The sequence below is a fragment of the Streptomyces sp. NPDC048291 genome (assembly GCF_043201715.1).
GTDB lineage: Bacteria > Actinomycetota > Actinomycetes > Streptomycetales > Streptomycetaceae > Streptomyces.
Map to the genome: position 1 here is coordinate 60,031 of NZ_JBICZC010000008.1, position 26,222 is coordinate 86,252.

Consider the following 26,222-nt stretch of genomic DNA (forward strand, 5'->3'; position numbering starts at 1 on the left):
CCCATTCTCCAGAAGGGAACGCCCCAGTGGAACTCCCCCTGCACGGCAAGAAGGTCCTCGTCACCGGCGGAACCCGCGGTATCGGCCGCGGGATCGTCCTCGCCGCCGCACAGGCCGGCGCAGATGTGCTCACCTGCCACCGGCAGGACGGCGAAGCCGTCGACAGCCTGGTCCGGGCGCTGAAGGACACCGAGGGCGATCACCACGTGATACGGGCCGACGTGGGCGATCTCGACCAGGTCGACCGGCTCGTCAACGAGGCCAAGGACCGCTTCGGACGGCTCGACGGCGTCGTCAACAACGCCGGGGTGATCAGTCACATCCCGTTCGGGGAACTCCCCGCGGCGGAGTGGTCGCGGATCCTCGACACCAACCTCACCGCCTCGTACCGCGTCATCCAGCAGGCCCTGCCGTTGCTCGGGGCGGGCTCCTCGGTGATCAACATCGGGTCACGCGGCGCGGCCGCCGGTATACCGCTTCGGGCTCACTACACGGCGGCCAAGGCAGCCCTGATCGGCCTCACCCGGTCACTCGCCAAGGAACTCGGACCACAGGGCATCCGCGTCAACGTCGTCGCTCCCGGTGTCATCGAGACGGAGGCGTTCGACGACATGCCCGCCGACCGTGCCGCGGGCCTGCGGGCCACCTACGCGCAGAAGACCGCCCTGGCGCGGCTCGGCACCGTGGACGAACTCGCGGGGCCTGTTCTGTTCCTGCTCAGCGATCTGTCGACGTACGTCACCGGTGAGACCGTCAACGTCGACGGAGGGATCTGAGATGGACGACGTCGTTTTCCGGGTGATGCTCCGGATGGAGATCACGGCCGGTATGGAAACCGACTTCGAACGGGTGTGGCGCGAAGTGGGGGACTCGGTCACGGGCCATCCCGCGAACCTCGGGCAATGGCTGTCCCGCAGCGCCGAGGAGGACGGCATCTACTACATCGTCAGCGACTGGGTGGACGAAACGCGGTTCCGGGAGTTCGAGACCAGCGACCGGCACCTGTCGCACCGCACGAAGCTGCACCCCTATCGACGCGGCGGCTCCATGACGACCATGCACGTGGTCGCGGCGCTGACCGGTGCCGCCGGCGACCGGTCGTGACGTCCGGTGCGGTGGAGGTGGTGCTCTACCACCTCAGCGAGGACCCGGACCAGGTGCTCACCGCCTACCACGAGTCGAGCCGCCGGATGGCGGGCACGCCCGGACTCCTGGGCAACCAGCTGCTGGCCCGGGCCGACGATCCCCGGGCGTTCGTGGTGATCAGCCACTGGACGGACTGGAACGCCTTCGCGGCCTGGGAGGGCGCGGCCGCGCACAAGGAGCAGACAGCACCGCTGCGACCGTTCCGTGACACCGCGCGGGACCGTCCGTTCGAAATCTACCGAGAACTTGCCCGCTACGGCCCTCGCCGGTTCGGGCCGGTCGGAAAAGGAGCATGAGATGACGGAAGCCAACACGTCGTCGGCCCCGCTCGAACTGTTCACGCCCACGTTCTTCCAGCAGCCGCACGACGTGCTCGCGGAGCTGCGGCAGACCGGGCCCGCGCTGCCGGTCACCACTCCGAACGGGCTGCGCACCTGGCTGGTCACACGCTACGAGGACGCTCGGACGCTGCTCGCCGATCCGCGGTTGAGCAAGGACATGCGCGTCGGCCGGGATCTCATCCCGCGCAACTTCGCGGACCCGGCGAAACAGGAGGAGTTCCTGAAGGAAGCCGGCGACCAGAGCCAGTTCCCCCAGGTGCTGAGCGTGCACATGCTCGACAGCGATCCGCCCGACCACACGCGGCTGCGGCGACTGGTGGGCAGGGCGTTCACGGCCCGCAGGATGGCCTCGCTACGGCCGAGGATCGCCGAACTCACCGACGAACTGCTGGAAGGAATCGCACGGCACCGGCGGACCGACCTCATGGAAGCACTGGCGTTCCCCGTGCCGTTCACCGTGATCTGCTGGCTGCTCGGTGTCCCTCCGGACGACCGGACCGAGTTCCGCCGATGGTCGAATCTGCTGGTGTCCGGTGCGGGCACCGACGAGGTGAGGCAAGCCAGCGCCGACATGATCGGCTATCTGCGGGCTCTGATCGACGCCAAGCGCGCCGCGGCGGACGACGACCTGCTCTCCGACCTCGTCCACGCCACGGACGAGGGGGACCGGTTGACGCCGGACGAACTGATCTCCATGGCCTTCCTGCTCCTGGTCGCCGGGCACGAGACCACCGTGAACCTCATCGGCAACGGTGCGCTCGCCCTGCTTCGCCATCCGCGGGTACGCGAGCAGCTCGCCGCGGACGACACGTTGTGGCCTGCGGCGATCGAGGAGTTCCTGCGTTACGACGGTCCGGTGACCAACGCGACGTGGCGCTTCACGACCGAGCCTGTCGAGGTGGGCGACGTCGTCATCCCCGAAGGGGAGTTCGTGACGATCTCGCTGGGTGCCGCAGCCCGTGATCCGAAACGCCACGAGGACCCGGACCGGTTGGACATCGGCCGCGACAACTCCGGAGGGCTTGCCTTCGGCCATGGTGTGCACCACTGCCTGGGAGCTCCGCTCGCCCGGCTGGAAGGGCACGTCGTACTCAGCCGGCTCTTCGCACGGTTCCCGGGACTGCGGCTCGCGGAGACCCCGGACACGCTGCGCTGGCGCAGCAGCCTGATGATGCGCGGACTGGAGAAACTGCCCGTGTCCACGGCCTGAGCCCACCCGGCCGGGCGGGAACCCTGCCTGCCACCGATCCGGTTCCGTCAAGCCAGCAGTTCCTTCGCGCGGTGCCGAGGAACTGTTGGCCGAGCTTGCGGACGACACAGCCCGCTGACATGCGCGTTCACCGCCGGAGAGCGAGGCCGGCCGGCGCGGGCCGGCCTGCGTCTGCGGAATCCCGCGCCCGCCCACACCGATACCGCGGCGCCCGCGCGGTATCGGCGTCGGCGTCGGCGGCGTCGGCGGAGGTCCCGCGGCTCGCCCCGGCTCGCTCGACGGAGCCGGGACCCCGAGCGCTATGAACCGACGGTCCGCAAAGCCGCAGTCGTCGGCAGACACCCTGTCGTCGTCACGGCCGGGCAGTTGACGGATCCCCACCGGGGACCGGCACGTCGAAGCAGTTCAGCACCATCGCGATGAGGCAGTAGCTGCCGATGAGGAACACGAGCTCGCCGACCCCGTCATGGCCCAGCAACTGCGTGGCCCGGTCGTATGTGGAGTCCGGCAGTATGCGCCCGGCGGTCAACGCCATCGCGACGTCGTGGGCGACGGCCTGTTCGTCAGTCAGCCCGGAGGGCCGCCCGCCCGCCGCCAGGGTCGCGATCTGTGCCGCCGGAAGGCCGACCTGATCCGCCGTCTGCTCGTGTGCGTACAGCAGGTACCGGGCGCCATGGGCGCCGCCGACGGTGAGGATCGCCACCTCGCGGACGACGGGATCGAGGCGAGCCTCGGCCGCGACCGCCCGCTGCAGAAACAGAGCCGGAACCCCGAACGTGGGGAAGTGCAGCATCGCCGCGAACGGCCCGACGAGCGCGCCTTCGTCGTCGAGGATGACGACGCGGTCCTGCTCCTCGGTGACGAGGCCGGCGATGCCGTCATGCACCTCGCGGAGTCGAGGGTCGAGCTCATCCGGTGGGATGGGTCGAATACGCATACGATGCTCCTCCTCAGAGTCCGTCGGTGTACTGGCCGTCGACGAGTACGAAGGCGACCCGGCAGTTCGCGGCCGACCGGTTTGCCCATGCGTGGTTGGTGCCGCGCTGGATCACGATGTCGCCGGTGCGGACGATGGTCTCGTCTTCGTCGAGGACCAGCGTGAGCTCGCCCTCGACGACGATCCCGTAGTCGATCGTCTGCGTGCGGTGCATCAACGGATGCGGGGCGTCGGCAGCGGCCCGCGCGGCGTCGGCACCGCCCATCTCCCCGAACTTCGCGACCGCCTCGGCCCCCGTCAGGTTCCGGATCCGGTCGTCCTCCGGAGGGAAGTCGATCACCCGGATGCGAGTGCCGCCCTCGGGAGGCCCGAGCACCAGACCGTCCTCCGCGGGCTCACCCGACTGCCGGTCGATGACGGCCGGCGTCTGGCGTGTGGTCCACACCTCGTAGAAGGTCGGGCCACCGGGTCCGCCGATCTCCACCACGCGGGTCGGCGGTGCGTCCTGCGTGATCACCGCACGGCCGGACGCGTCATGGCCGGTCACGATTCTCCGGAACGGTTGCACTGGGATCATGTGGAAAGTCCCGCCTCTTTCGGCTTGTTCGGGCATGCGAGGTCGTCGGGTCGGTGCGGCAAGCGGCCCGGCAGGCGTCGGCACCGCCGCACAGCGCAAGACTGGCGCCCGCCACTTGACGCGGAGTGAACCGTCTGCGGACGGTGCTGCACCGTCCGTAAAGTCCGTAGGCCGGCACTCGCCACGGAGGATCCGACGATGGCGCCGGTGCGCCGAGAGCGGCACGAGAATTCGGCCCATGCGTCAAGCTGGCAGGCCGACCAGCACGAGCGAGCTGATCGACCTGATCTGGGGCGAAAGCGCCCCCTCCAGCGCCTTGAACGTACTTCAGAAGTACATCGGCGCGTTGCGACGGCTGTTCGAGCCCTTGCTGCCCGTCCGCGAAGCCGGCTCGTTCCTCCACCGTCGCGGCAGTTCCTGCCTTTTCGCCGCCGGGCCCGCCGCATGCACGGGCTCGGTCAGGCTTCTCCCGATCCGGTCGTGCGACGCTACGGCCGGGGCCGGGTACGCGGAAACGGCACGGCGAGCCGCCGAGCGGTACGGCTTCCACGTGCGGTCTGCGAGGGGGTGGACGGGCTTCGTGTCCGCAGGCCGGTTCGACGTGCTGGACAACAACGGAACCGATGGTGAAGCGGCCCTTGGAGGCGCCCGGAATTCTGTTCAGTGCTCGTCAAGTAGCCGGTTCTACGCTGACCCGCGATCACCACTGAGAACACCGGCTGTCGAAGGGTGCACATCGATGACGACAACTCGCAGGGGGCTGTTGGCCGGATCCGCCGCCGTGGTGGTGGGCGCCGCGCTCGACGCGCCCGCCGCGCAGGCGCACACCGGCAGCGGCAGCGGCCGGAAGCCCACCGTGGTACTCGGGCACGGCGCGTTCGCCGACGCCTCCGGCTGGAACGGGGTCGCCTCCAGACTCGTCCGCGACGGCTATCCGGTCATCGCACCGCCCAACCCGCTGCGCGGCGTGGCCTCCGACTCCGCCTACCTGGCCGGCATCCTCGCGACCCTCGGCGGCCCGCTCGTCCTCGTCGCGCACTCCTACGGCGGGATCGTCGTCACGAACGCCGCGGCCGGCAACCCGAACGTGAAGGCGCTGGTCTACGTGGCCGCGTTCGTGCCCGATCAGGGGGAGACGCTGCTGGGCCTGCAGACGAAGTACCCGGGAAGCAGGCTCGGCGAGGAGGCGCTGGACTTCCGTCCCTACGGTGAGGGTCTCGTCGACGGCTACATCAAGAAGGAGCTCTTCCACGACGTGTTCGCCGGGGACCTGCCGAGGACGACCGCCGAGCTGATGTGGGCCGGCCAGCGGCCGGCGGACGTACGCACCCTCGGGGAGCCGTCCGGCGCCCCGGCCTGGAAGACCATTCCGTCCTGGTACCTCGTGGGCCGCGACGACCAGGTGCTGCCCCGCCGCCGGCTCGCCGAGTACGGTGAGGTGGAGCACGCCGAGCCCGGCCGGGATCTGTTCACGTCCGGCGACGACACGTACGACTTCTTCCTGCTCCGGTCGGCGACCGTGGACATCGTCCGGGACGCGACGGCGATCGAGCCGGAGCGCCTGATCTACCGGGGCGGCCCAGGAGACTTCCTCGGCGAGCTCAACCTGCTGACCGGTCAGCACGTCTACCTGACCGCACGCGTGGTGTCCGCCGGGGCGGTCGTCCGGATCCGGTCGGCGATGTTGCGCCGGGCCCTCGCCGAGCAGGTCGACATCGCCGACACGCTGATCGAGGCGTTCCGGGAACGGCGCGAGGTGATCCGCGGCGCCGCAGGCAACGCCCTGGAGCTCGTCGGCCGGCCGTACGCCGCGCAGACGCTGGAACTCCGCACCTACGTGGCGCAGATGCTCCTGCCGCACTCCTGGCTCGAGGCGGACTCGCACCCCGGACGCTCGCTGATGCGACGGGCGGGGTTCGGCGAGGACGACCTCCCGGCCGCGGTGGTCAACGGTTCGCTGCTGAGGCGCGCGACGCCCAGAGTCCTTGCCGAGGTGCTCGGTCTCACGTATCGAGCCGACGGGCGTCCGGTGGATCTCGTCGTGGTGGGTGCCGGCCCGGCGGGTCTGGCCGCCGCCGTGTACGGAGCGTCCGAGGGTCTCGTCACCGTGCTGCTGGACCGAACCGGGCTCGGCGGCCAGGCCGCCAAGAGCGCCCGCATCGAGAACTACCTGGGCTTCCCGCAGGGGGTCAGCGGCGAGAGCCTGACCCGTCTGGCGATGGTCCAGGCGCTCAAGTTCGGGGTACGGATCCACGCGCCCTGCACGGTGGCCGGCCTGGACCTCTCCGAGGAACGACGCCCGGCCGTCCTCCTGGAGGACGGCACACGCATCCGGTGCCGCGCGGTGATCGCCGCGACCGGGGCGCACTACCGCCACCTCGACCTGCCGCAGTGGACGACCTTCGAGAAGTCCGGTTGCGTCCGGTACGCCGCGACCGAGCTGGACGTCCGCGGCTATGAAGACCAGCCGGTGACGGTCGTCGGCGGCGCCAACTCGGCCGGGCAGGCGGCCCTGTCCCTCGCCGCCCGCGGTGCGACGGTGGATCTGATCGTCCGCGGCGCCGATCTGGGAGCCCGGATGTCGTCCTACCTGACCGACCGGATCCGGGCGCATGCGCGGATCCACGTCCATACCGGCAGCACGATCCGCGAACTGGGCGGCGGCGACACCCTCGCGTCGGTCGTCGCCGAGAGGTCCGACGGGCGGCTGCACCGGCTGGCCGTCCGTGCCTTGTTCTGCTTCATCGGCGCCGACCCGGTGTCGGGCTGGCTGGACGGCGTGGCCAAGGACCACAAGGGCTTCGTCCTCACGGACAGCCGCCTGCCTGCCCGACCGTCCGGCACACCCCTGCCGTTCCAGACCAGCGCACCCCGGGTCTTCGCGGTCGGCGACCTCCGGGCGGGCTCGACGAAAAGAGTGGCCACCGCCGTCGGCGACGGCGCCGGCGCGGTCTCCTCCGTCCACGAGGCACTCGCCGTCGACTGACACGTCCCCCGGCCTCGCCTCGTACGCGACGGGGGTCGGCAGGTCGAGTGCGTACGCGGCGAAGGCCGGTACTCCGGCCGTAGACCGTGACCTTGACGGTGAGGGGCGCCGAGGCGGCAGGTGGCCGACGTGGATCATCACGCCCGGGACCGCCCACGCCGCCGCGGGCGTGGGCCTCTCCTTCGGCTACCCGAGTTCACCGAGACGGAGGGCGTCCCTTGTCTCGCTGAGCTTCGCGGTCGTTGCCGCAGTCCGCTCCTGCGCGTGTTCAGCGAGTCGGAGGGCTTCGTCGATCTCGCTGAGCTTCGTGGAAGACAGGACGGTCTCCCGCTTTATCAGGTCGTCCCGGGACACAGTGGTCAGCCACGTGCACGGGGTGAAACCTGGACGCGGGAACGCGAGCCGCAGTACGCCTTCGAACGGCAGTCCTTCAGCGGCGCCCACCGTCACTTCGACGCCCAGACCGCTGAGATCGACGCCCGCCGGAGCGACGACCTGCATCACCCGGATCCCGGACGTGTCCTCTCCCGACAGAAGTACGACCAGCCTCCGCTCGTCGAACTGAACCCACCAGACTTCGCCACGTTGCACAGGTCCTCCAGACACAGGACGGCAGGCAGCCGCTGCGCGACCCTGATGCGCTGTGGAGACGGCCGCGGCCACCGTTGATCACCGGCGCCCGAAGACAAACGATCACGCGGTGGCCCCAGGTCACAGCGTAGACCCTGCCCGCCGGCCGGAAACCTTCGAGGGCCTGGTGATCCCGATAGCGGGACGGTTCGAGCGGCCGGAACCCCGGCGCCGGGCCCGGAAGTTGGCACTCGGCCCGCTGTCGGACCTGCTCGGGCGGGCCACGGGACCGGATCGACCGAGGCGACGCCGACCATTCGCACTCCCGGGACCAGCGGGTGAGGTTCTCGGCGCCCCGGCGCTCGGTCACAGCCCCCTATGGCTGAGTGGGTCCGGCTGACGGGACGCGTTGTCGGCGCAGGAGCAGCCCTGCCGCCGCCGCAGGGCGAAGGCCAGGCCGAGGCCGAGCGGGATCTGCAGGAACTGCTGGATCACCGGGGGCCCGGGCCTGTCCCCCCGCCTGAGCGGGGCACGGTCCTGCGGATCGACGGTCACCGTGTAAGTGCCGCCCACCACCCATTTCCAGCCGATGAGCCCGTTCTCCTCGATCGGAGCCAGCGGTGGGCCGTCGAGGACGGTGACCCTGTATGGATTGTTGAACGATCCTTCAATAGGATGGTTCAACGTCCCATCGTCTGCTTCCCGGACGCGGAACGGCGGCAACCAACCGGAGGGCTGTGGGAGATGAGCCGGTATCAGTTCGAACAGGTCGACGACCACGGGCGGATCCTGTTCAGCGACGACCCCGCGCTGCGGCTCGGGCGCGTGCTGATGGTTCTGGACACCGCGGAAGGCGCGGTCACCCTCGATCACATGCAGACACGTCACATGCCCACTGCCCTCTTCGAGTTCCGTCGCGCCGTGGGCGTGGGCTACTTCGGGTTCGTCATGCCGAGGGGAGCCTCGCCCGACGACATGCCCGAGGAACCGCAGATCGAAGGCGCCATCCTGTTCGGCATGAGGCGCCTGCCGCCCGAGTTCTCCGACCTGCGCCTGATCCCTGGATGGGAGCTGCACGAGATACCCGATGAACAGCCCAAACTGGAGCAGCGCCTCGGGTACACCTACTCCCGGCTGGAACTGCGGACGCCCGACGGTGAGATCTACTCCCGGACCTGGGTCGCGCACGACCCCGAGTGGGCGGCCGCCGCCCTGCGTCACGGCTACGCCGTGTGCCTGTGCGGCGTGGAAATGGGGATCCGCGCACCGTATGCGATGACCGACGCGCAGCACACCCCGCGCATGCGCTACGAGGCCTTCCGCCGCGGATGCGCGGTGGGTCTGACAGTGGGCGGATTCGTCGCCTACGTCGACCACCACTGACGCGCGGCGTCCGAGCGGGCCCTGCGGACGATGTGCGGGGTGATCTGGAACCGGCGGACCTTGTTGGCCGGCCGTGCTTGCCGCGGATCGGCGGGACGGCCTGGATCAGCGGAATGGGGCTTCTGGCGGCCGCTTCCGCCCCTGTGTGTCGCCGACCCGCCTTCTCGGGGGTCGGTTACTCAGAGCCAGTCCTTCCGCTTGAAGATGAAGTACAAGCTGGTACACACGACCGCCATCAGGACGATCGCGAAGGGGTATCCGAGTGCCCAGTGCAGCTCCGGCATCTCCTGGAAGTTCATCCCGTAGATCGTCCCGACCAGCGTCGGGGCGAAGAGAATCGCCGCCCAGCTTGAGATCTTCTTGAAGTTGTCTACCTGGTGGCGCTGACCTGCGGTGATGCTGTTGGGGACGTCCCTGGCCTGGGCTGATCCGTTTCTCTGGGCCTTTCACGCTCGTGCCCGGTTGCGCAGTCGGCTCTCCCCGCGGGCTCCCCAGCGCCGCCGATACTCCCCAGATTCTCCCCAAGGAATGGCCCCGAGCGGGGTCGGTGGGGCGTGCTGGCGAAGCTGCTCCGCTGGGTCCGTGGTCACAGGCGGTTGCTGAGAGTTGGGGAAGAGCTCGCTGTTCACGCAGTTACCTCGATTGCCGCGCCGGGCGGTCTCGTCCGCCCGCTACCGTGGGACCGCCCGGCGGGACGAACTCGGCAGGGCCGCCGATGAGGTCCGGATCACCCGCAAGACGCTGCTGGAGATGCCCGATCCGCAGCCGGCGCGCTTGTGGGTGATGGCGCTCAACGCCGCGCACACGAGTCGTCGATTCCTGTGGCGGCAGCGAGGTGGGGCGAGAGGTCACGGCTTCAGCGCCACGGCTCCCAGTTGGGGTACGACGGTGGGCTCTTCGCCGGGCTCCGGCCGCCACAGCGAGCAGGACACGAGGCCAGGCTCCAGGAACGTGAGCCCGTCGAAGTACTGGGCGACCTCGTCACTGCTGCGGGCGGTGACCGGCGGTTTGGCGTTGGCGTTCCAGAACTCCATCGCCTCAAGCTGGAGGTCGCCGCCGAGTTCGGGCTCCGTGGTGGGGTGGGTCAGTACGAGGAAGCTGCCGGGAGACAGTGCCTCCACGAGCCGACGTGCGATGGCCCGCGCCTCGTCACCGTCGAGGATGAAGTTGAGGATGCCGAGCAGCATGAGTGCGGTGGGCTTGGTGAAGTCGAGGGTGCGTCCGGCGATGCGCAGGATGGTGTCCGGGTCGTGCACATCGGCGTCGATGTAGTCGGTGGCGCCTTCCGGGGTACTGGTCAGCAGGGCGCGGGCGTGCGCGAGCACGATGGGGTCGTTGTCGACGTACACGATCTGCGACTCGGGGGCGATCCGCTGGGCGATCTCGTGGGTGTTCTCCAGGGCCGGCAGGCCGGTGCCGATGTCGAGGAACTGACGGATGCCGTGTTCCTGTGCCAGACAGTGCACGGCGCGGCCGAGGAACTCCCGGTCGGCGCGCGCGATGTCGCGGATGACGGGGATCATTCCGGCAACGTGATCGCCCACCTGCTGGTCCACCTGGTAGTTGTCCTTGCCGCCCTGCCAGTAGTTCCACACGCGAGCGTTGTGCGCGGTCCCAGTGTCGAGTCGCTCCACTGCTGTGTTGGCGCTCTGGTTCTCGCTCACGTCTTCCTCTCCTCGCACGCCCAAGGACCGTATGGAATCGTGCACTTGCGGTCACAGCTGCGGCTATGGCACATCGGTTGTCGTCATTCTGCCGCACACAGCCGTCGTCGCGGCCCGGAACAAATGGGCCGGAGAGGACCCGGGTCCACAGCGCTCTGCGGGTGCGGGACGGACACGTTCTCCTGGCTACGCTCGGCCCGTGATGAATCGCTGGAGGGGCCACGCGACGCGCCATCCGCTCTGGGTGGCCGTCGAATTGAGACTCGCCTGGCATGTCGTGCTTGGTTGATTCTGCGGCGGTGGGGGTGGCCGCGGGCTTCCGGCGCGGCGACGAAGAGGTGATCGTGGCGCTGCGTGCGCTGATCACCGATGCGCTCGGCGGCGTGGCCGAGGACGAACAGGGTTCGCCCCATCCTCTCGTCCGGGTCCGCAGGGACGTCCCCAGCGGGTTGCGAGCGGACCCTGGAGTTGCTGCGCCGCCTTGTCCGTCAGCTTCGACCACGTGGATGCCGAGCCTGACGAGGACGGCATCTTCTGGGTGGGGATGGAGCGGTCGGCGGTGGCCGGTCCGGGTGTGGCGCTGCCGGCGGCAGTCACCCCGCAGCGGGTGGGCCGACGCGCTGAGGACTGTGCTTTCCGTTCCTCGCGCCCTCGTCCTCGTCGCCCTCGGCCGAGACGGAAACGGCGCCGCCCATGGCCGCCTGAGGAGGCGTCACCTGCGGGGAGGGTGTCTGTAGGACTCGGCGGACATCCTCCCCCCGTTCGCTACAGCCCTCGCTGTCCGCTCGCACCGCGGAGGGCGGACAGCGGTGCGGCCGGGACCCGGTACACCTGGGATCCGGTCAGGTGTCCGTCGGCTCATCGAGCTGTTCGGCCAGTCGGAAGAGAGCGGGCAGGGCGTTCGTGATGGCCGCGCGGGAGTTCTGGTCGAGTGCGGTCAGTGCCGCGTCCATCCGGCGTTCGTGGGCGGTCGTCCAGGCGGCGAGCTGTTCGCGTCCGGCGGCGGTGAGGGTGACGACCGAGGCGCGGCGGTCGGCCGGGTCGACGTCGCGGGCCACCAGCCCTGCCGTGATCATCTGGCCGATCAGGCCGCTGACGGTGCTGGCCGCCAGGCGCTGGCGGGCAGCGAGGTCGCTGATGCGCGCGGGGGGGTGTTCGCCGATTACCTGGAGGAGTTCGACCTGGGCCATGGGCAGGGTTTCCCAGGGGTAGTCGGTCCGGATGGACGCCCTCAGTGCGCGGCGCAGCCGCGTGACGGCGTCGGTGAGCAGCCGGGCGTCCGGCGTCTCGCCGGTGGACCGGGAGACGGGGATGTCGGAGCGGGGCTGCGTGGGCACGGGCCAAGGGTAGTCGGCGGACCCGGGACACCCGTCCGACATGTCGGTAGATGGGTTGCCTTCGTGCCTGTGCCTGCTCTGGAGCTTTTCGCGCCCGGCCTCCTGCGTACCGGACGACCTGACGGTCCGGTAACGATCCGCCCGAAAAACGCTTGCATGATGCAAATAAATATTACGATCCGCCGATATGGAGAGAGCTGCGAAGATCGGGATAGCCGGAACATGTACGGTCCTGGTCGCCCTCGGGGGAATCGGCACCTATACCGTCGTTCAGGCGATGTCCTCAGGCACGGCCCAGAGCGGCGAGACCAAAGCGGCGCGCGGATTCGACCCGACGGCCGTATCGAGCGAGCCGCCATCGGATGCCAAGGCCGTCACGCTCACCCGGGTCTTCCTCGACAACTGGACCAAGCAGCAACTCGGCGAGGCGGCAAGCCGCACCGACGCATCGGCCACGGCCGCTTCGGCCCTGCGGGGATATGCGGACGGGCTGCACGTGAAGTCGCTGGCCTTCAGCCGGGTCACCTCGGCGGGGCCGTCGGCGGTCACGCCGGGCGCCACCAAGGTCACCTTCGACGTCACGGCCCAAGTGGCGGGCGGCACCTGGACCTACGCGAGCGCGGTGGCGGTGCGGCAGAGCACCAACGGCCAGTTGGCGGTGCACTGGAACAACTCGGTGCTCTGTCCGGGTCTGGGCGACGACCAGTCGCTGACCGCGGGCAAGCTCCCCGCCGACGCGACCCCCGCCAAGGTCGTGGCGAGCGACGGCAGGACGGACCTCGCCCGGTTCTCCTCCCTGCACGACATCGTGGCGACGGTCCGCAAGAACGCCACCCCCACCGGTGGCAGCCCCGGCACGGGGGTCGCCGTGGTGGACGCGAGCGGTGAGGGAGTCAAGGCCCTGAAGGTCTTCGGCAAGGGCCAGGCCCCTGTCATCAGGACGACCATCGACGCGTCCCTCCAGGCCGTGGCCGAGAACGCGGTGACCGACTCGCATCTCCAGGGCAAGCCCGCCGGGACGGTCGCGGACCACCGGCGATACCGGGAGGCGCCCGATCCGGAGGAGATTCGATGATCGAGGTCGGGCAGGGGGGCCGGGAAGTGGCGCGTTCCTGAGCGGTGGCCACGTTCTCCGGCGCGCCGGTTCATCAACTCCCCTACCAGGAAGCGCAGTTATATAGTCAGAGGGTGAGCGGCGGGGTCTACCGGTTCGAGCAGTACGCGTTGGACGCGGAACGCCGTCGGCTCAGCCGTGACGGGCAGCCGGTCGATGTCGATTCCCGGGCCCTGGAACTGCTGTGCCATCTTGTCGGGTGCCGCGACCGTGTCGTACCCGAGGCCGAGCTGCTCGACCGGATGGGGCATGGGAGTGAGGTCGGCCCGGCGGTGTTCGCCGACTGGCTGCGCACCGCCCGTCTCGCGATCGGTGACGACGACCGGCGGCAGCGGCTCATCCGCGCCGTGCCGCCGGACGGCTACCGGTTCGTCGCCCGTGCCACGGCCGCTTCCGGTGCGCCGCCCGCTGTTCCTGCCGGTGGGCCGGCGACGGAGGCGGACTACGAGGTCATCCGTTTCTGCCGGTCCGCCGACGGCATCCGTATCGCGTACGCGCTGACCGGCGAGGGGCCGCCGCTGGTGAAGGCGGCCAACTGGCTGACCCACCTCGACCTCGACCGGACCACACAGATGTGGGCGCACTGGTTCGACGGGCTCACCCGTGGCCGGCAGCTCATCCGCTACGACGAGCGGGGCTGCGGCCTGTCCGAGTGGGCGCTGCACAGTTTCACCCTCGACGACCTCGTCGCCGACCTCGAATCCGTGGCCGACGCCGCAGGCCTCGACCGCTTCCCGCTGCTCGGCGTGTCCCAGGGCGCCGCGGTGGCGGTCGCCTATGCCGCGCGTCACCCCGAGCGGGTCAGTCGGCTGGTCCTCGCCTCCGCGTACGCCCGCGGGCAGCTGGTCCGGGCCGCCGGTGACACCGAGCGGGACGCCGCCGAGGTCGATCTGAACATCGCCCGCGCCGGATGGCGCTCCCAGGACAGCAGCTTCCTGCGCTACTTCGCCTCCCAGTTCCTCGCCGACGCCAGCCCAGCGGACTGGGACGCGTTCGCCGCCTACCAGCGGCAGACGACCTCGCCGGCCAACGGCCTGCGCTTCCTGGAGGAGTTCAGCCGTATCGACGTCTCCGGTATCGCCCACCGGGTGACCTGCCCCACCCTGATCGTGCACGCCCGAGACGACGCGCGGGTCCCCGTCGCGCAGGCACTGGAGCTGGCGACACTCATCCCCGACAGCCGGCTGATGCTCCTTGAAAGCCGCAACCACCTCTTCACCGCCGACGACCCCGCCTGGCCGACGTTTCTCAACCACCTCGACGCATTCCTCGCCGAGGGGTGAGCAGGCAGCACGCGGCGGAGGCCCGGAGCCGGCCCGCGCACACCGGGCGGACCCCCGCGGCCGCGGGGTCGTCCGGCGGCGCGCCGACCGCCGGACTGCGATCCGGGCCCCGGTGGCGGACCCGGCCGCATTGCTCCGTGTGTCATTCCACGGTCTGACGGTGCGCCGAGCCGGTCCGGTGAAGTCCGGTGCCCGTCCGCCGACTCCCCGAAGCGGCACGCGGAACTCCGCTGCCGGCCACGACGGATCCGCGGATGACACACCGGACTTCGGGCGGAGACGCTCAGCCGATGACGATGTCGCAGTCGGCCCTGCCGTGGTCGGCGATGGCGGCGAAGTCGCCCTGGACGTCGGGGTCGTAGGCGGCCGAACTGATGGTCCGGGTCGTCTTGCCCGGCACGGCCTTCTCCGCGGTCGCGTGCGTGACCTCGGCGGCGTCCCACGTCAGGTCGCACGTCCAGTGGAACGTGCGGACGAGGAGGTTCGAGTTGTGGGCGGTCCCGGTGATGGACCAGTTGCCGTCCGCGTTCACCACGAACGTCACGCTCCCGCTGACGTTCCGGCTGCTGTCGCTGGTCGCGAACGTGATCGACTGACCGTCGGCCGAGACCTCCTTGGTGGTGTCGTTGGCCTGCGCGGGAACGGTGCCCAGCAGCAGGGAGCCCAGCGCGGCCCCCGAGGCGATCAGCAGCGCCAGCCCCCGTCGACTCCGGGCCCGGCCGGACGTCCTGGTGTTGTCGACTCGCATGTTCCGTCCTTTTCTCTCGCGCTCTCGCGCGGTCTCTCGCGTTGTCGCTCTTCCTGGATGCCGGGACGGAGCGCGTTCTCGGTCGAGTGCCCCTCGGCCCGGCGTGTTCCAAGAATCGGGCCGGTCGCGGTACCGGGACTTGGGGGAGGTCTGAGGCTTCCCTGAGGGCATGATGAGGGCGTCGTCAGCGCACACGCGCCGGTTCTGCAGTCCGGTTACCCGGACGGGAAAGGCGTCCTACTCGGCCAGGAAGGCGTCCATGTGGGCGAGGAACTCGTCCCAGGCCGGCTCGAACGCGGTGAGCAGGTGGTTGCGGCTCTTGAGCAGGACCAGTCGGCTGTCGGGAATGAGCGCGGCCAGCTCACCGGCCTGCGCCGCCGGTACCCGCTCGTCGTCACGGGAGTGGATGATCAGCGTCGGGCAGGCCACCTTGTGGGCGATCGCGGAGACGTCGATCCGGGCGAACTCCTCCAGAAAGCGGACCCCGTTCGCGGGTGAGGTCGTCTGCCGCTGGAAGGCGGTGAACTCCGTCCAGTCCTCCGGTGTGCCCTCGGGCAGGAACTGGGAGGCGAAGACCCTCATGAACCTGGGGTCCTGGTGGAGCCATCCCACGCGGGCCAGGTCCAGGTCGAGGGCCGCCTCCTCGCGCTCGGCCTCGGTCCGGGCCCGTACCTGCCGGCCCCGGGCGTAGGCCCCGGCGAGGACGAGCCGGCTGACCCGTTCCGGGTGGCGTACCGCGTAGGCCACGGCCACCGCCCCGCCCTGCGACACCCCGAGCAGAGGGAAGCGGTCGAGTCCTGTGGCCTCGACCACGGTGTGGAGATCGTCCACCCAGTCGTCGAACGTGAAGCCCGGCACCGTCCAGTCCGAGAGACCGCAGCCGCGTTCGTCGTAGCGGACCAGCCGGCGGTTGCGTGCCAGGCCGCCCAGCCAGTGGGACCACACCGGGGTCGTCCACTCCAGGTCGAGGTGCGACATCCAGTTGGCGGCCTTGAGCAGGGGAGGGCCCGAGCCCACGGTCGCGTAGGCGATGCGGGTGCCGTCGGCGGTCCGGCAGAACCGGATCGTCTGGCTGTCGGGGCCGCTCGGCCCGTCGGCCGGCGCGGAATCGGAGTCGGCCTGCCGTCCGGCGCCGACGGACGCTTCGCCCCCGACGACCGTCGCCGTGGCCACGAACCGGTAGCCCCGCCGGTGGACGGTGCGGATCAGGTCCTGCCGACTGCCGGTGTCCCCGACGGCCAGGCGCGCGGTCCGCAGCGCCGTGGTGAGCGCCGCCTCGCTGACGAAGCGGTCCCCCCATATCTCGTCGAGGAGCTCGTTCTTCGGCACCACCCGGTCCCGGTGCTCGACCAGATGGCACAGCAGGTCCAGGGCCCGGGGCTCGACATGGACCGGCTCTCCGGCCCGGCGGAGCAGATGCCCGGCCGCGTCGAGCTCGAAATCTCCGAAGCGATACTTATCCCCCTCCACCTTTGCAGCGTACAACTCTCAGGTGTCGGCGTACATGTGAACGAATCGTGGATGTGCGGCGGCGTGGCAGGTGGACTCCGGACCGGCTGTGCCCGCCGGATGCGCCGCCCTGTCGGGCAGGGCTGTCACAGGTGCCGCTCGGACCGTCCGGGCCGCCGGGGCGTCAGATGTCCCCGGGTGTGCGGCTGTCGCCGCAGGCGGTCCCGGGGTGGTCGACGGCGTGGCGGATCGCGATGTCCTCGTCCGGTTCGATCGGCATGGCTCGCCCTGTCGTCGGGGTTGCTGTGATGTCCCCGGCGAGGCCCGCGACGGCGCCGTTCGGACATTCCTCCACCGCTCGGACCGCGGCGCGGCGGCGTCACCGCGGGCCCCGACAGGACGATAGTGCAATGGTTCGGTACCCGATGTAATGGCGAGGTCATGGTCGTGCAAACGACGACCGGCCGTCGGGCGCCGTGCGTCACAGAGCCGTCGCGGGCCAGTCCAGCAGCCGCGCCCCGATGACCGCCGTCTGGAGCATGTACCGGTGGGTCGGGTCCGCGGGGTTCGCCCCGGTGAGCTTGTGGATGCGATCCAGGCGGTACGTCAGGGCGCGCACGCTCAGGGAGAGACGGCGGGCCGCCTCGGTGGCCACGCAGCCGGAGTCGAAGTAGGCGGTGAGCGTGTCGAGGAGGGGTTCGGCGCCGCCGCGGGCTGCGACGAGCGGGCCCAGGGTGCCCTGGACGAGGTCTGCCATGGCCTGCCGGTCGCGGGTGAGGACGGGGTAGACCAGCAGGTCGGCGGCGCGCAGGACGGGCTCGTCGAGGTCGAGGCGCTCGGCCAGTTCGAGCGCGTTGAGTGCCTCCTCGTACGACTGGACGACCCCGCCGGGGCCGGGCTGGGGGCGGCCGATGGCGACCCGGCCGCCGTCGGTGGCGGCGTGCGCATGTTTGGCGAAGTGGGTGAGGACGTCGGGCTGGTGGCCGGATGCGATGCACAGCAGCCGGCCGTCCTTGGTGGTGAGCAGGACGCTGCGGTCGCCGAACCGGGCGATGACGGCCTGTTCCACCTGTCTCGGGACCGGGTCGCCCTCGCCGTAGGCGGTGGTGCCCTGGGCGACGGCGACCGCATGGGCGTGGGACAGGCGGAGGCCGAAGCGTTCGGCTCGTTCGGAGAGCCGGCCCAGGTTGCTGCGGCCGTAGAGGAGGTCGTCGATGAACTCCCGGCGGGCGGCCTCTTCCTGGCGTACCGCGAGCAGTTGGGCGCGTTCGAAGCCCTCCGCGAACGCGTCGACGACCTGCTGGACGGCGGCGAGCGCCTCGTCGGCCGAGCCGGATGCGCTGGGCCAGGCCGTGCGGGCGGCCACGAGGTGTGCGCTGACCAGGGCGCGCAGGCCGTGGCCGGCCTCGGCGGCCTGTTCTCCCAGGGCGCGGCGGGAGGCGATCTCGTCCCGGGTGAGGCGTCGGCCGGTGACGGAGACCTCGGCGAGGATGCGGGCGTAGCCGTCGAGGTACCGCTCGGGTATGTGCCCGTCTGTCACGTCGTCCCCCGGAATCTTGACGCGCCGCTGACGGTTTCTTAGCGGTCACCGGCATGCAGACCCTAATGAACACTGCCGGACACCGGCAATGCGCGGGGTGGCTCCGGTCGTGGAGCATGGCTCGCGGGGAGCACCGCGGACGGTTCCGGTGCCGGACACCGGCAGGTGCCCGCACCGGAACCGGATCTGATCCGTGCCTCCACGGACACGAGCGGCGCGGGCCGAGAGGGGGGCGGGGCATGCGGACGTTTCTGGTGGCCGCCACCGGCCTGCCCACCATCCTCCCGACCACGGCCATGGTGGCGGTGGTGTGCTTCTGGCTCCTGACCCTGGCGCATCTGGCCGACGCCGACAGCTTCGACACGGACGTGGATCTGCGGGCGTGGCGCATGGACGGGGTCCCTGTGGCGGTCGCCCTCTCGCTGCTGACGGTGCTTGCCTGGACCCTTAGTGTCTCGGCCGTGGTGGTGCTCACCGCTGTCGGACCCCCGGGGTCGGTCGCCGGGCCGCTGCGTCTGGCCGCCCCCGCAGGAGCGCTGCTCCTGGCCTGGACCGCCACCCGTCTGCTCGTACGCCCGCTGCACCGGCTCTTTCCGGATGCACAGGACGACGACCCGGACGAACCCGTGGCGGCCTTGCGTGCGCAGTGGGACCGCGCGGCCTGACCCACGCCCCGCCCGGTTCCCTTCCCCCTCGCCTTCTCTTCCTCCTTCGCGCCGGAACGCACGAACTCCCCTACGCCTCAAGGACGTATGCCATGACTCCCATGACCATGGGCATCGGCGTGCTCATCGCCGTCTGCCTGCTCGCCGTCGCCGCCGTCTCCCTGCTGTTCCGCAAGGTGGAGCAGGGCAAGGCGCTGATCGTCTCCAAGCTGCGCAGGGTCGATGTGACGTTCACCGGACAGGTCGTGCTGCCGGTGCTGCACAAGGCCGAGATGATGGACATCTCGGTGAAGGCCATCGAGATCACCCGGGCCGGCCGGGACGGGCTGATCTGCCGGGACAACATCCGTGCCGACATCCGGATCTCGTTCTTCGTGAAGGTCAACAAGACCGCCCAGGACGTCGTCAAGGTGGCCCAGGCCGTCGGCACCGCGAGAGCCAGCGACCAGAAGACGCTCCAGGAGCTGTTCCACGCGAAGTTCTCCGAGGCGCTGAAGACCGTCGGCAAGCAGCTGGACTTCACCGACCTCTACACCAAGCGCGAGGAACTCCGTTACAAGATCATCGAGTTGATCGGCGTGGACCTCAGCGGCTACCACCTGGAGGACGCGGCGATCGACTACCTGGAGCAGACGCCGCTGTCCCAGCTCGACCCGGCGAACGTCCTCGACGCCCAGGGCATCCGGAAGATCACCGAGCTGACGGCCGTGGAGCACGTGCGCACCAACGAGGCCCAGCGCACCGAGGAGAAGGAGATCACCCGGCAGAACGTCGACGCCCGCGAGGCCATCCTGGAGCTGGAGCGCCGGCAGACGGACGCGGAGATCAAGCAGCGCCGCGAGATCGAGACGGTGCGGGCGCGCGAGGAGGCCGAGACCGCGCGGGTCGTGGAGGAGGAGCGGCTGCGGGCGCAGGGGGCGTTCCTGAAGACCGAGGAACTGCTCGGTGTGCAGCGCGAGAACCAGGCCCGGGAGATCGCCGTCGCCGCGAAGAACCGCGAGCGGGTCATCGCCGTCGAGGGCGAGCGGGTCGAGAAGGACCGCCTCCTTGAGGTCATCGCCCGGGAGCGGGAGACCCAGCTGACCCGGATCGCCGCGGACAAGGAGGTCGAGTCGGAGAAGCGGGAGATCGCCGAGGTCGTCCGGGAGCGGGTGGCCGTGGACCGTACGGTCGCCGAGCAGGAGGAGGCCATCAAGAAGCTGCGGGCCGTGGAGGAGGCCGAGCGGGAGCGGCAGGCGGTCGTCATCGCCGCCGAGGCCGAGGCCCAGGAGAAGCTGGTCAAGGACATCAAGGCCGCCGAGGCCGCCGAACAGGCCGCCGTGCACCGCGCCGCGCAGGAGATCACCCTCGCCGAGGCCCGGTTGAAGACCGCCGACCTGGACGCCCAGGCCAAGCTGCGGCTCGCCGAGGGGGTCCGGGCCGAGGCCGCCGCCGGGGGGCTGGCCGCCGTGCAGGTCCGCGACAAGGAGGCCGAGGTCGTCGAGAAGGCCGGGCGGGCGGAGGCCGCCGCGTCCGAGGCACGGCTGCGCGCCGAGGCGGAGGGCACCCGGGCCAGGGCGCTGGCCGAGGCCGAGGGCATCGGCGAGAAGCTGAAGGCGGAGGCCGCCGGCCTCACCGAGAAGGCGGCGGCGATGGCCGCCCTGGACGACGCCTCGCGCGGCCACGAGGAGTACCGGCTGCGGCTGGCGGCCGAGAAGGACATCCGGCTCGCCGGGCTGGACGCGCAGCGGCAGATCGCCGAGGCGCAGGCCGCGGTGCTCGCCACCGGCCTGGAGAACGCGGACATCGACATCGTCGGCGGCGAGTCCCTCTTCTTCGACCGGCTCGTCTCCGCGATCTCGCTCGGCAAGAGCGTCGACGGGTTCGTCCAGAACTCCGACACCGCGCAGGCGCTCGCCGGGCCCTGGCTGGACGGATCCGCGAGCTTTCCCGACGACCTCGGCCGTGTCCTCGGCTCCGTCTCGGCGGCCGGCATCCGGGACCTGACCGTGTCCGCGCTGCTGACGCAGCTCATGACGTCGGGCGCCGCGAACCCCGGGCAGCTCCAGCAACTGCTGGACAGGGCGGGCGAACTGGGGCTCGCCGACACCTCGCTCGCCGCCCTCAACGGCAGCGCCAGGGGCTGACCGGTTCGTGGTCCGGAGCCGCCGCACAGGGGACGGCGGCTCCGGACCGTGTATCTCCTTCGATCTGCTGAGAGGGATCCATGAGCACCGGTCAGGACACCGGGACGTACGAGGCACAGGGCACCGACAAGCCGGACGCCGGCGCCTACGGAACTCCGGGCGTCGACGCCCCGGACGCCGGCGCCTACGAGGTGCTGCGGGCCCGGCTCACCGCCCAGGCCGCCGAACTCGCCCGCCGCGCCGAGACCCTGAACGCCCGCCGCACCGAGGAGTTCGGCTCGACCCGCCTCGAACTCGCCGGCACCGGACAGCTGCGCACCGAGCACGCCAGTGTGCCCCGCGACCTCGTCGCCGTAGGCGACACGCTCCTCCTCGGCCACAACCCCGCGCCCGGGAACGGGAACGCGGTCGGTGACGTCTTCGCGCTCTACGACCGGCACCTGGACCGGTTGCCCGACGACGCCGTCCCCGGCCTGCTCGACGACCCGGCGTTCGTCCGCGAGACGGCCGACCTCCACCGCTACTACCGCCAGGCCCGGCTGCTCCGGCTCCACCGGGTGGACGGCAAGCTGCTCGCCGTCTTCCAGACCGGTGACCAGGCCGGCGACACCCGCGTCCTGCGCTGGGCACTCACCGACGACGGCCGGGCGTCGTTCGTGGACGCGCGCGGCGACCGTGACCACGTCCTGCCACCGTCCCACGACGTCGAGTGGACCGCGACGACCCGCGAGGACCACGTCCTGGGCCGCCATCCGCACGTCTCCGTCGGAGGCGAGGTCTTCGTCGACACGCTCGGCGGGACACTGACCGTCAAGGCCGAGAACGACACCGGGACGGACGAGGGCATCCACTCCGAGCCGGTCGACGAGCCGCTGCAGTCCCTCGCCGACGCGGACATCGCCTACGCCCGCGTGGGCTCGCTGGTCCTGCTGCGGATCCGCCCCTACAAGGAGGACTCCGACCGGCACCTGGTCTTCAACTCGCTGACCAGGAAGGTAGTCCGCCTGGACGGCATCGGCCCGGCCTGCCGCCGCCTGCCCGAGGACCAGGGTGTCGTCTTCCCCGGCGGCTACTGCCTGGCCACGGGCACCCACCGGACGTACGACCTCGACGTCACCGGCCTGGAGTTCGAGCGCGAGGTGCGCTCGCCGAACGGCGAGGACGTGCTGTACGCCTTCCACTCGCGGGTCACGAGCCGCAGTCTGCTGCTGCCGTACAACATGATCCGCAAGGAGGTCGCCGCCCCGCTGTCCGGCCACGGCTGGGCCCTGTTCGAGGACGGCACGCTGGCGGTCCTGCATGCCGACGGTGACGACGCCCGGCGGGTGCACCCGCTCCAGCTGTGGAACTCCCCGTACGTCTCCGACACCCACGCGGCCGCGCGGCCACCCGGCACCGGTCCGCTCGCCCGGGTCGGCAACGCCGACCTGGTGCGCGGCATCTCCGCCTGCCTGTCCATCACCCGCTCCGTCGCGGAGACGACCCCGACGAGCGAGGTGTACGAGGCACTGGCCGCCGCGTGCGTTCGCGCGGCCGACGTCCACCACTGGCTGGGCGACCCGGAACTCGGCGACCTGAACGAGCCGCTCGCACAGGTCCGTGCCACGGCGGAACAGGTGCTGACCGAGTTCGCGACCGTCCAGGCCCTCACCCGGCAGGCCGCCGACGCGCTCACCGAAGCCGACGCCCGGATCGCCGCGGTCGTACGACGTCTGCGCGGCGAGGCCCCGCGAGGCGCCGCCGCCTGGGTCACCGGCCTGACCGAACTCCGCCACGCCCAGGGGCACCTGCTCACCCTCAGGGACATGCGGTACGCGGACACCGCCCGCATCGACGAGCTGGCCGGCGCCACCGAGGCCGACCTCGCCGCCTTCGGCCGGCGGGCCGTCACCCACCTGGCCCGCGAGGACGCCTTCGCCGAGCACCGGGCGGACGTCGAGCGGCTCACCGCCGCCGCCGGGGCGATCGTCACGGTCGCCGAGGCAGCGCCGGTCTCCGCACGTCTCGACGAACTCGCCGACGGGCTGCGGACGGTGACCGGGGTCGTCGCCGGGCTCGACGGCGGCGACGCCACCGTGCGTACCGCCGTCCTGGAGCGGATCTCCGAAGTCCTCGGCGGTCTCAACCGTGCCCGCGCCACCCTCGACGGCCGCCGCCGCGACCTCCTCGACCGCGAGGGACGCGCCGCGTTCGCCGCCGAGTCCGCCCTGCTCGGCCAGACCGTCACGAGCGCGCTCGCCGCCGCCGGCAGCCCCGACACGTGCGACGAGCAGCTCGCCCGGGTTCTCGTGCACATCGAGGACCTGGAGTCGCGGTTCGCCGAGTTCGACGACTTCCTCGGCACGCTCGCCGACAGGCGCGACGAGGTCCACGAGGCGTTCGCCGCCCGCAAGCAGAGCCTCGCCGACGCCCGCGCCCGCCGCGCCGAACGCCTCGCCGACTCCGCCGCCCGTGTCCTCGGCACGGTGACCCGGCGCGCCGCGACGCTCGCGGACACGGACGCCGTCAGCACGTACTTCACCTCCGACCCGCTGCCCGTCAGGATCCGCCGCACCATCGGCGAACTGCGCGAACTCGGCGACCAGGTAAGGGCGGAGGAACTCGACGGCCGCCTCAAGGCAGCCCGCCAGGAAGCCCTGCGCGTCCTGCGCGACCGCGGCGACCTGTATGCCGACGACGGCCGCACGCTCCGCCTCGGCACCCACCGCTTCGCCGTGAACACCCAGCCCCTGGAACTCACCCTGGTCCCGCACGGCGACGGCCTCGCCTTCGCCGTCACCGGCACCGACTACCGCGCGCCGGTCACCGACCCGGACTTCGCGGCCACCCGCCCCTACTGGGACCGCCCGCTGCCCTCGGAGTCCCCGGAGGTCTACCGCGCCGAACACCTCGCCTCCCGGCTCCTGGACGAGCACGGCCCGGCCGCGCTCGCGGAGGCCGACCTGCCCGGCCTGGTCCGGCAGGCGGCGGAGGCGGCCTACGACGAGGGGTACGAGCGGGGCGTCCACGACCACGACGCCGTACTGATCCTCACGGCCCTGCTGCGCCTGCACGACGGCGCCGGCCCGCTCCGCCACCGGCCCGCCGCCCGCGCCGCCGCCCAGCTGTTCTGGGCACATGCCACCACCGCGGACGAGCGCACGGCCTGGACCCGCCGGGCCTGCTCCCTGGCCCGCGCACGCGACACCTTCGGCCTCGCCCCGGCCGTCGCCGACCTGGAAGGGGAACTGTCGGCGGCGATCGGCGGCCCGACCGCGACCGACGCCGCCCACTACCTCTTCGAGGAACTCACCACAGGCCCCGACGGGTTCGTCATCAGTACCGGCGCCCGCACGCTGCTCGACAAGTTCCGCCGCGCCGTGGGTACGTCGGCGTACGACGACGACCTCGCGGCCCTCGGTGCCCTGGCCGACCGCCGGCAACTCGTCGAGGCGTGGCTGACGTCGTACACCACGGCAACCGGGGCGGACGTCGACGCCGGAGACCTCGCGGAGGCGGTGGCGGCCGAGCTCTGCCCGGAGCTTCCCCGCCATGAATCCGACGCGCCGCTGACCGAGACCGTCGAAGGGCTGCTCGGCACCCACCCGCGCATCAGCCGCCGTACGCTCACCGTCCGGATCGACGAACTCCTCGCCCGCACAGAGGAGTTCCGCACCCACGAGATACCCGCGCACCGCGCCTACCAACGGCACCGCACGGCCCTGGTGGCCGCCGAGCGTACGCGGATCCGGCTGGACGAGCACCGGCCGCGGGTGATGCCGACGTTCGTGCGCAACCGGCTCATCGACGAGGTCTACCTGCCGCTGATCGGGGACAGCCTCGCCGGGCAACTCGGTACCACCGGCGAGACGAAGCGCACCGACACCGGCGGCCTTCTTCTGCTCGTCTCCCCGCCGGGCTACGGCAAGACGACCCTCGTCGAGTACGTCGCCGACCGCCTCGGCCTGCTCCTGGTCACGGTCGACGGCCCGGCGCTCGGGCCCGGGGTCACCTCGCTCGACCCCGCCGAGGCCCCGAACGTCACGGCCCGCAGGGAGGTCGAGAAGATCAACTTCGCGCTGGAGGCCGGGAACAACACCCTCCTCTACCTGGACGACATCCAGCACACCTCGCCCGAACTGCTGCAGAGGTTCATCCCGCTGTGCGACGCCACCCGCCGCATCGAGGGCGTACGGGACGGTGAGCCGCACACCTACGACCTCAGGGGCAAGCGCTTCGCCGTCTGCATGGCCGGAAACCCGTACACCGGGTCCGACGGCCGCTTCCAGGTCCCCGACATGCTCGCCAACCGCGCCGACGTGTGGAACCTCGGCGACATCCTGACGGGCAGGGAGGACGCCTTCGCACTCAGCTTCGTCGAGAACGCCCTGACCGCCAACCCGGTCCTCGCCCCGCTCGCCGGTCGTGACCGGGCCGATCTCGACCTGCTGGTCCGCAGGGCGGAGGGCGACCCCGCGGTCCGCGCGGACCGCCTCCTGCACCCGTACCCGCCTGCCGAGCTGGCACGGATCCTGGCGGTGTTGCGCCATCTGCTGACCGCCAGGGAAACGGTGCTCGCGGTCAACGCCGCCTACATCGCCTCGGCCGCCCAGCCCGACGCCACCCGCACCGAACCGCCCTTCCGGCTCCAGGGCTCCTACCGCACCATGAACAGGATCGCCCAGCGCATCCAGCCGGTCATGGACCACGCCGAACTCGCCGCCGTCCTCGACGACCACTACACCGCCGACGCCCGCACCCTCACCTCCGGTGCCGAGGCCAGCCTGCTGAAACTGGCCGAGCTGCGCGGCACGCTGACCGCCGAGCAGACCGTGCGGTGGACCGAGGTGAAAGCCGCGTACGTCCGTGGCCAGTCCCTCGGCGGCCCGGAGAGCGACCCACTCACCCGCGCGGTCTCCGCCCTCGCACTGCTCGCCGACCGGATCGGGGCCGTGGAGACGGCGATCGACCGGGCCGCCACCCCCGGCACCCGGCACCCGGCCGTGCGGAAGGAGAGGCCATGACGTCCTTCCTCATCCCCGTCGCCGCCGCCGTACTGGTCGTGGCGGCCTGCACGAGCGCACTGGTACGTCGGGACCGGCGTCGGATGGCGCGGGCCCATCGGAGCGGGTTCCCGCATGAGCAGGACTGATCCGACTCTCGTCCG

21 protein-coding genes and 1 pseudogene are annotated in these 26,222 nt (G+C 71.0%); 12 read left to right on the forward strand and 10 right to left on the reverse strand.

What is annotated here, in order from left to right; all coding sequences use genetic code 11:
* Positions 1–26 precede the first annotated feature (26 nt).
* Genes ACGF5O_RS22375 through ACGF5O_RS22390 form a run of 4 tightly spaced genes read left to right on the forward strand, consistent with a single transcriptional unit; the run spans position 27 to position 2,697 of the window.
* Positions 27–776: an SDR family NAD(P)-dependent oxidoreductase gene (locus ACGF5O_RS22375; RefSeq protein WP_393811622.1), complete on the forward strand. Its 750-nt coding sequence runs from the start codon at positions 27–29 to the stop codon at positions 774–776.
* A 1-nt stretch (position 777) separates the two neighbouring features.
* Positions 778–1,104 (forward strand): antibiotic biosynthesis monooxygenase family protein, encoded by a 327-nt coding sequence (locus ACGF5O_RS22380; protein WP_393811623.1) that lies wholly within the window; start codon positions 778–780, stop codon positions 1,102–1,104.
* A complete protein-coding gene (locus ACGF5O_RS22385) occupies positions 1,101–1,442 on the forward strand; it encodes an antibiotic biosynthesis monooxygenase (RefSeq protein ID WP_393811624.1) in 342 nt (113 codons plus the stop codon). Before ACGF5O_RS22380 ends, ACGF5O_RS22385 begins: the two co-directional genes overlap by 4 nt.
* A gap of 1 nt (position 1,443) precedes the next feature.
* Positions 1,444–2,697 (forward strand): cytochrome P450, encoded by a 1,254-nt coding sequence (locus tag ACGF5O_RS22390; RefSeq protein ID WP_393811625.1) that lies wholly within the window; start codon positions 1,444–1,446, stop codon positions 2,695–2,697.
* Positions 2,698–3,049: 352 nt separating this feature from the next.
* Here ACGF5O_RS22390 and ACGF5O_RS22395 read toward each other — a convergent pair whose 3' ends face one another.
* Both ACGF5O_RS22395 and ACGF5O_RS22400 read right to left on the reverse strand, forming a co-directional pair.
* Positions 3,050–3,583 carry a carboxymuconolactone decarboxylase family protein gene (locus ACGF5O_RS22395; protein ID WP_393811626.1) on the reverse strand — a complete coding sequence of 178 codons (534 nt, stop codon included), beginning with the start codon at positions 3,581–3,583 and terminating at the stop codon, positions 3,050–3,052.
* Positions 3,584–3,647: 64 nt separating this feature from the next.
* Complete coding sequence (locus ACGF5O_RS22400; protein ID WP_393811627.1) at positions 3,648–4,181, reverse strand: cupin domain-containing protein; 534 nt, start codon at positions 4,179–4,181, stop codon at positions 3,648–3,650.
* Positions 4,182–4,950: 769 nt separating this feature from the next.
* Between ACGF5O_RS22400 and ACGF5O_RS22405 the strand changes: the two genes are divergently transcribed.
* Positions 4,951–7,197 carry an alpha/beta fold hydrolase gene (locus ACGF5O_RS22405; protein ID WP_393811628.1) on the forward strand — a complete coding sequence of 749 codons (2,247 nt, stop codon included), beginning with the start codon at positions 4,951–4,953 and terminating at the stop codon, positions 7,195–7,197.
* Between the two features lie 186 nt (positions 7,198–7,383).
* Here the strand turns inward: ACGF5O_RS22405 and ACGF5O_RS22410 are convergent, their stop codons facing one another.
* Both ACGF5O_RS22410 and ACGF5O_RS22415 read right to left on the reverse strand, forming a co-directional pair.
* Positions 7,384–7,788 carry a type II toxin-antitoxin system PemK/MazF family toxin gene (locus ACGF5O_RS22410; protein WP_393811629.1) on the reverse strand — a complete coding sequence of 135 codons (405 nt, stop codon included), beginning with the start codon at positions 7,786–7,788 and terminating at the stop codon, positions 7,384–7,386.
* A 345-nt stretch (positions 7,789–8,133) separates the two neighbouring features.
* Entirely contained in the window at positions 8,134–8,451 is a 318-nt protein-coding gene (locus tag ACGF5O_RS22415; RefSeq protein WP_393811630.1) for a hypothetical protein, read from the reverse strand.
* Between the two features lie 60 nt (positions 8,452–8,511).
* On the opposite strand from ACGF5O_RS22415, the gene ACGF5O_RS22420 reads away from it, so the two are divergent.
* The gene (locus ACGF5O_RS22420) at positions 8,512–9,150 is read left to right on the forward strand and encodes a hypothetical protein (RefSeq protein ID WP_393811631.1); all 639 of its coding nucleotides are present in this window, start codon (positions 8,512–8,514) and stop codon (positions 9,148–9,150) included.
* A gap of 179 nt (positions 9,151–9,329) precedes the next feature.
* Here the strand turns inward: ACGF5O_RS22420 and ACGF5O_RS22425 are convergent.
* The 3 genes and pseudogenes from ACGF5O_RS22425 to ACGF5O_RS22435 form a co-directional block, all read right to left on the reverse strand.
* A pseudogene (locus ACGF5O_RS22425) lies at positions 9,330–9,527 on the reverse strand (CorA family divalent cation transporter); the annotation flags it as partial.
* Positions 9,528–9,998: 471 nt separating this feature from the next.
* Entirely contained in the window at positions 9,999–10,814 is an 816-nt protein-coding gene (locus ACGF5O_RS22430; RefSeq protein ID WP_393811632.1) for an SAM-dependent methyltransferase, read from the reverse strand.
* Positions 10,815–11,656: 842 nt separating this feature from the next.
* A complete protein-coding gene (locus ACGF5O_RS22435) occupies positions 11,657–12,151 on the reverse strand; it encodes a MarR family winged helix-turn-helix transcriptional regulator (protein ID WP_393811633.1) in 495 nt (164 codons plus the stop codon).
* Between the two features lie 277 nt (positions 12,152–12,428).
* Between ACGF5O_RS22435 and ACGF5O_RS22440 the strand changes: the two genes are divergently transcribed.
* Both ACGF5O_RS22440 and ACGF5O_RS22445 read left to right on the forward strand, forming a co-directional pair.
* Positions 12,429–13,226 carry an NTF2-like N-terminal transpeptidase domain-containing protein gene (locus tag ACGF5O_RS22440; RefSeq protein ID WP_393811634.1) on the forward strand — a complete coding sequence of 266 codons (798 nt, stop codon included), beginning with the start codon at positions 12,429–12,431 and terminating at the stop codon, positions 13,224–13,226.
* Positions 13,227–13,339: 113 nt separating this feature from the next.
* Positions 13,340–14,548, forward strand: a complete 1,209-nt coding sequence (locus ACGF5O_RS22445; RefSeq protein ID WP_393811635.1) for an alpha/beta fold hydrolase — start codon at positions 13,340–13,342, stop codon at positions 14,546–14,548.
* Positions 14,549–14,831: 283 nt separating this feature from the next.
* Here the strand turns inward: ACGF5O_RS22445 and ACGF5O_RS22450 are convergent, their stop codons facing one another.
* The 3 genes from ACGF5O_RS22450 to ACGF5O_RS22460 form a co-directional block, all read right to left on the reverse strand.
* Complete coding sequence (locus tag ACGF5O_RS22450; RefSeq protein WP_393811636.1) at positions 14,832–15,296, reverse strand: hypothetical protein; 465 nt, start codon at positions 15,294–15,296, stop codon at positions 14,832–14,834.
* Between the two features lie 237 nt (positions 15,297–15,533).
* Positions 15,534–16,766, reverse strand: a complete 1,233-nt coding sequence (locus tag ACGF5O_RS22455; RefSeq protein WP_393811637.1) for an alpha/beta fold hydrolase — start codon at positions 16,764–16,766, stop codon at positions 15,534–15,536.
* 460 nt (positions 16,767–17,226) lie between these two features.
* Positions 17,227–18,285, reverse strand: coding sequence for a PucR family transcriptional regulator (locus ACGF5O_RS22460; protein ID WP_393811638.1), 1,059 nt, complete (start codon positions 18,283–18,285; stop codon positions 17,227–17,229).
* Between the two features lie 239 nt (positions 18,286–18,524).
* On the opposite strand from ACGF5O_RS22460, the gene ACGF5O_RS22465 reads away from it, so the two are divergent.
* From ACGF5O_RS22465 to ACGF5O_RS22480, 4 genes are all read left to right on the forward strand, one after another.
* Entirely contained in the window at positions 18,525–18,950 is a 426-nt protein-coding gene (locus ACGF5O_RS22465) for a hypothetical protein (RefSeq protein ID WP_393811639.1), read from the forward strand.
* A gap of 92 nt (positions 18,951–19,042) precedes the next feature.
* The gene (locus ACGF5O_RS22470) at positions 19,043–21,076 is read left to right on the forward strand and encodes an SPFH domain-containing protein (RefSeq protein WP_393811640.1); all 2,034 of its coding nucleotides are present in this window, start codon (positions 19,043–19,045) and stop codon (positions 21,074–21,076) included.
* An 80-nt stretch (positions 21,077–21,156) separates the two neighbouring features.
* Complete coding sequence (locus ACGF5O_RS22475; RefSeq protein WP_393811641.1) at positions 21,157–26,079, forward strand: DNA repair ATPase; 4,923 nt, start codon at positions 21,157–21,159, stop codon at positions 26,077–26,079.
* Complete coding sequence (locus ACGF5O_RS22480) at positions 26,076–26,207, forward strand: hypothetical protein (RefSeq protein WP_393811642.1); 132 nt, start codon at positions 26,076–26,078, stop codon at positions 26,205–26,207. Before ACGF5O_RS22475 ends, ACGF5O_RS22480 begins: the two co-directional genes overlap by 4 nt.
* The last annotated feature ends 15 nt before the right edge of the window (positions 26,208–26,222 follow it).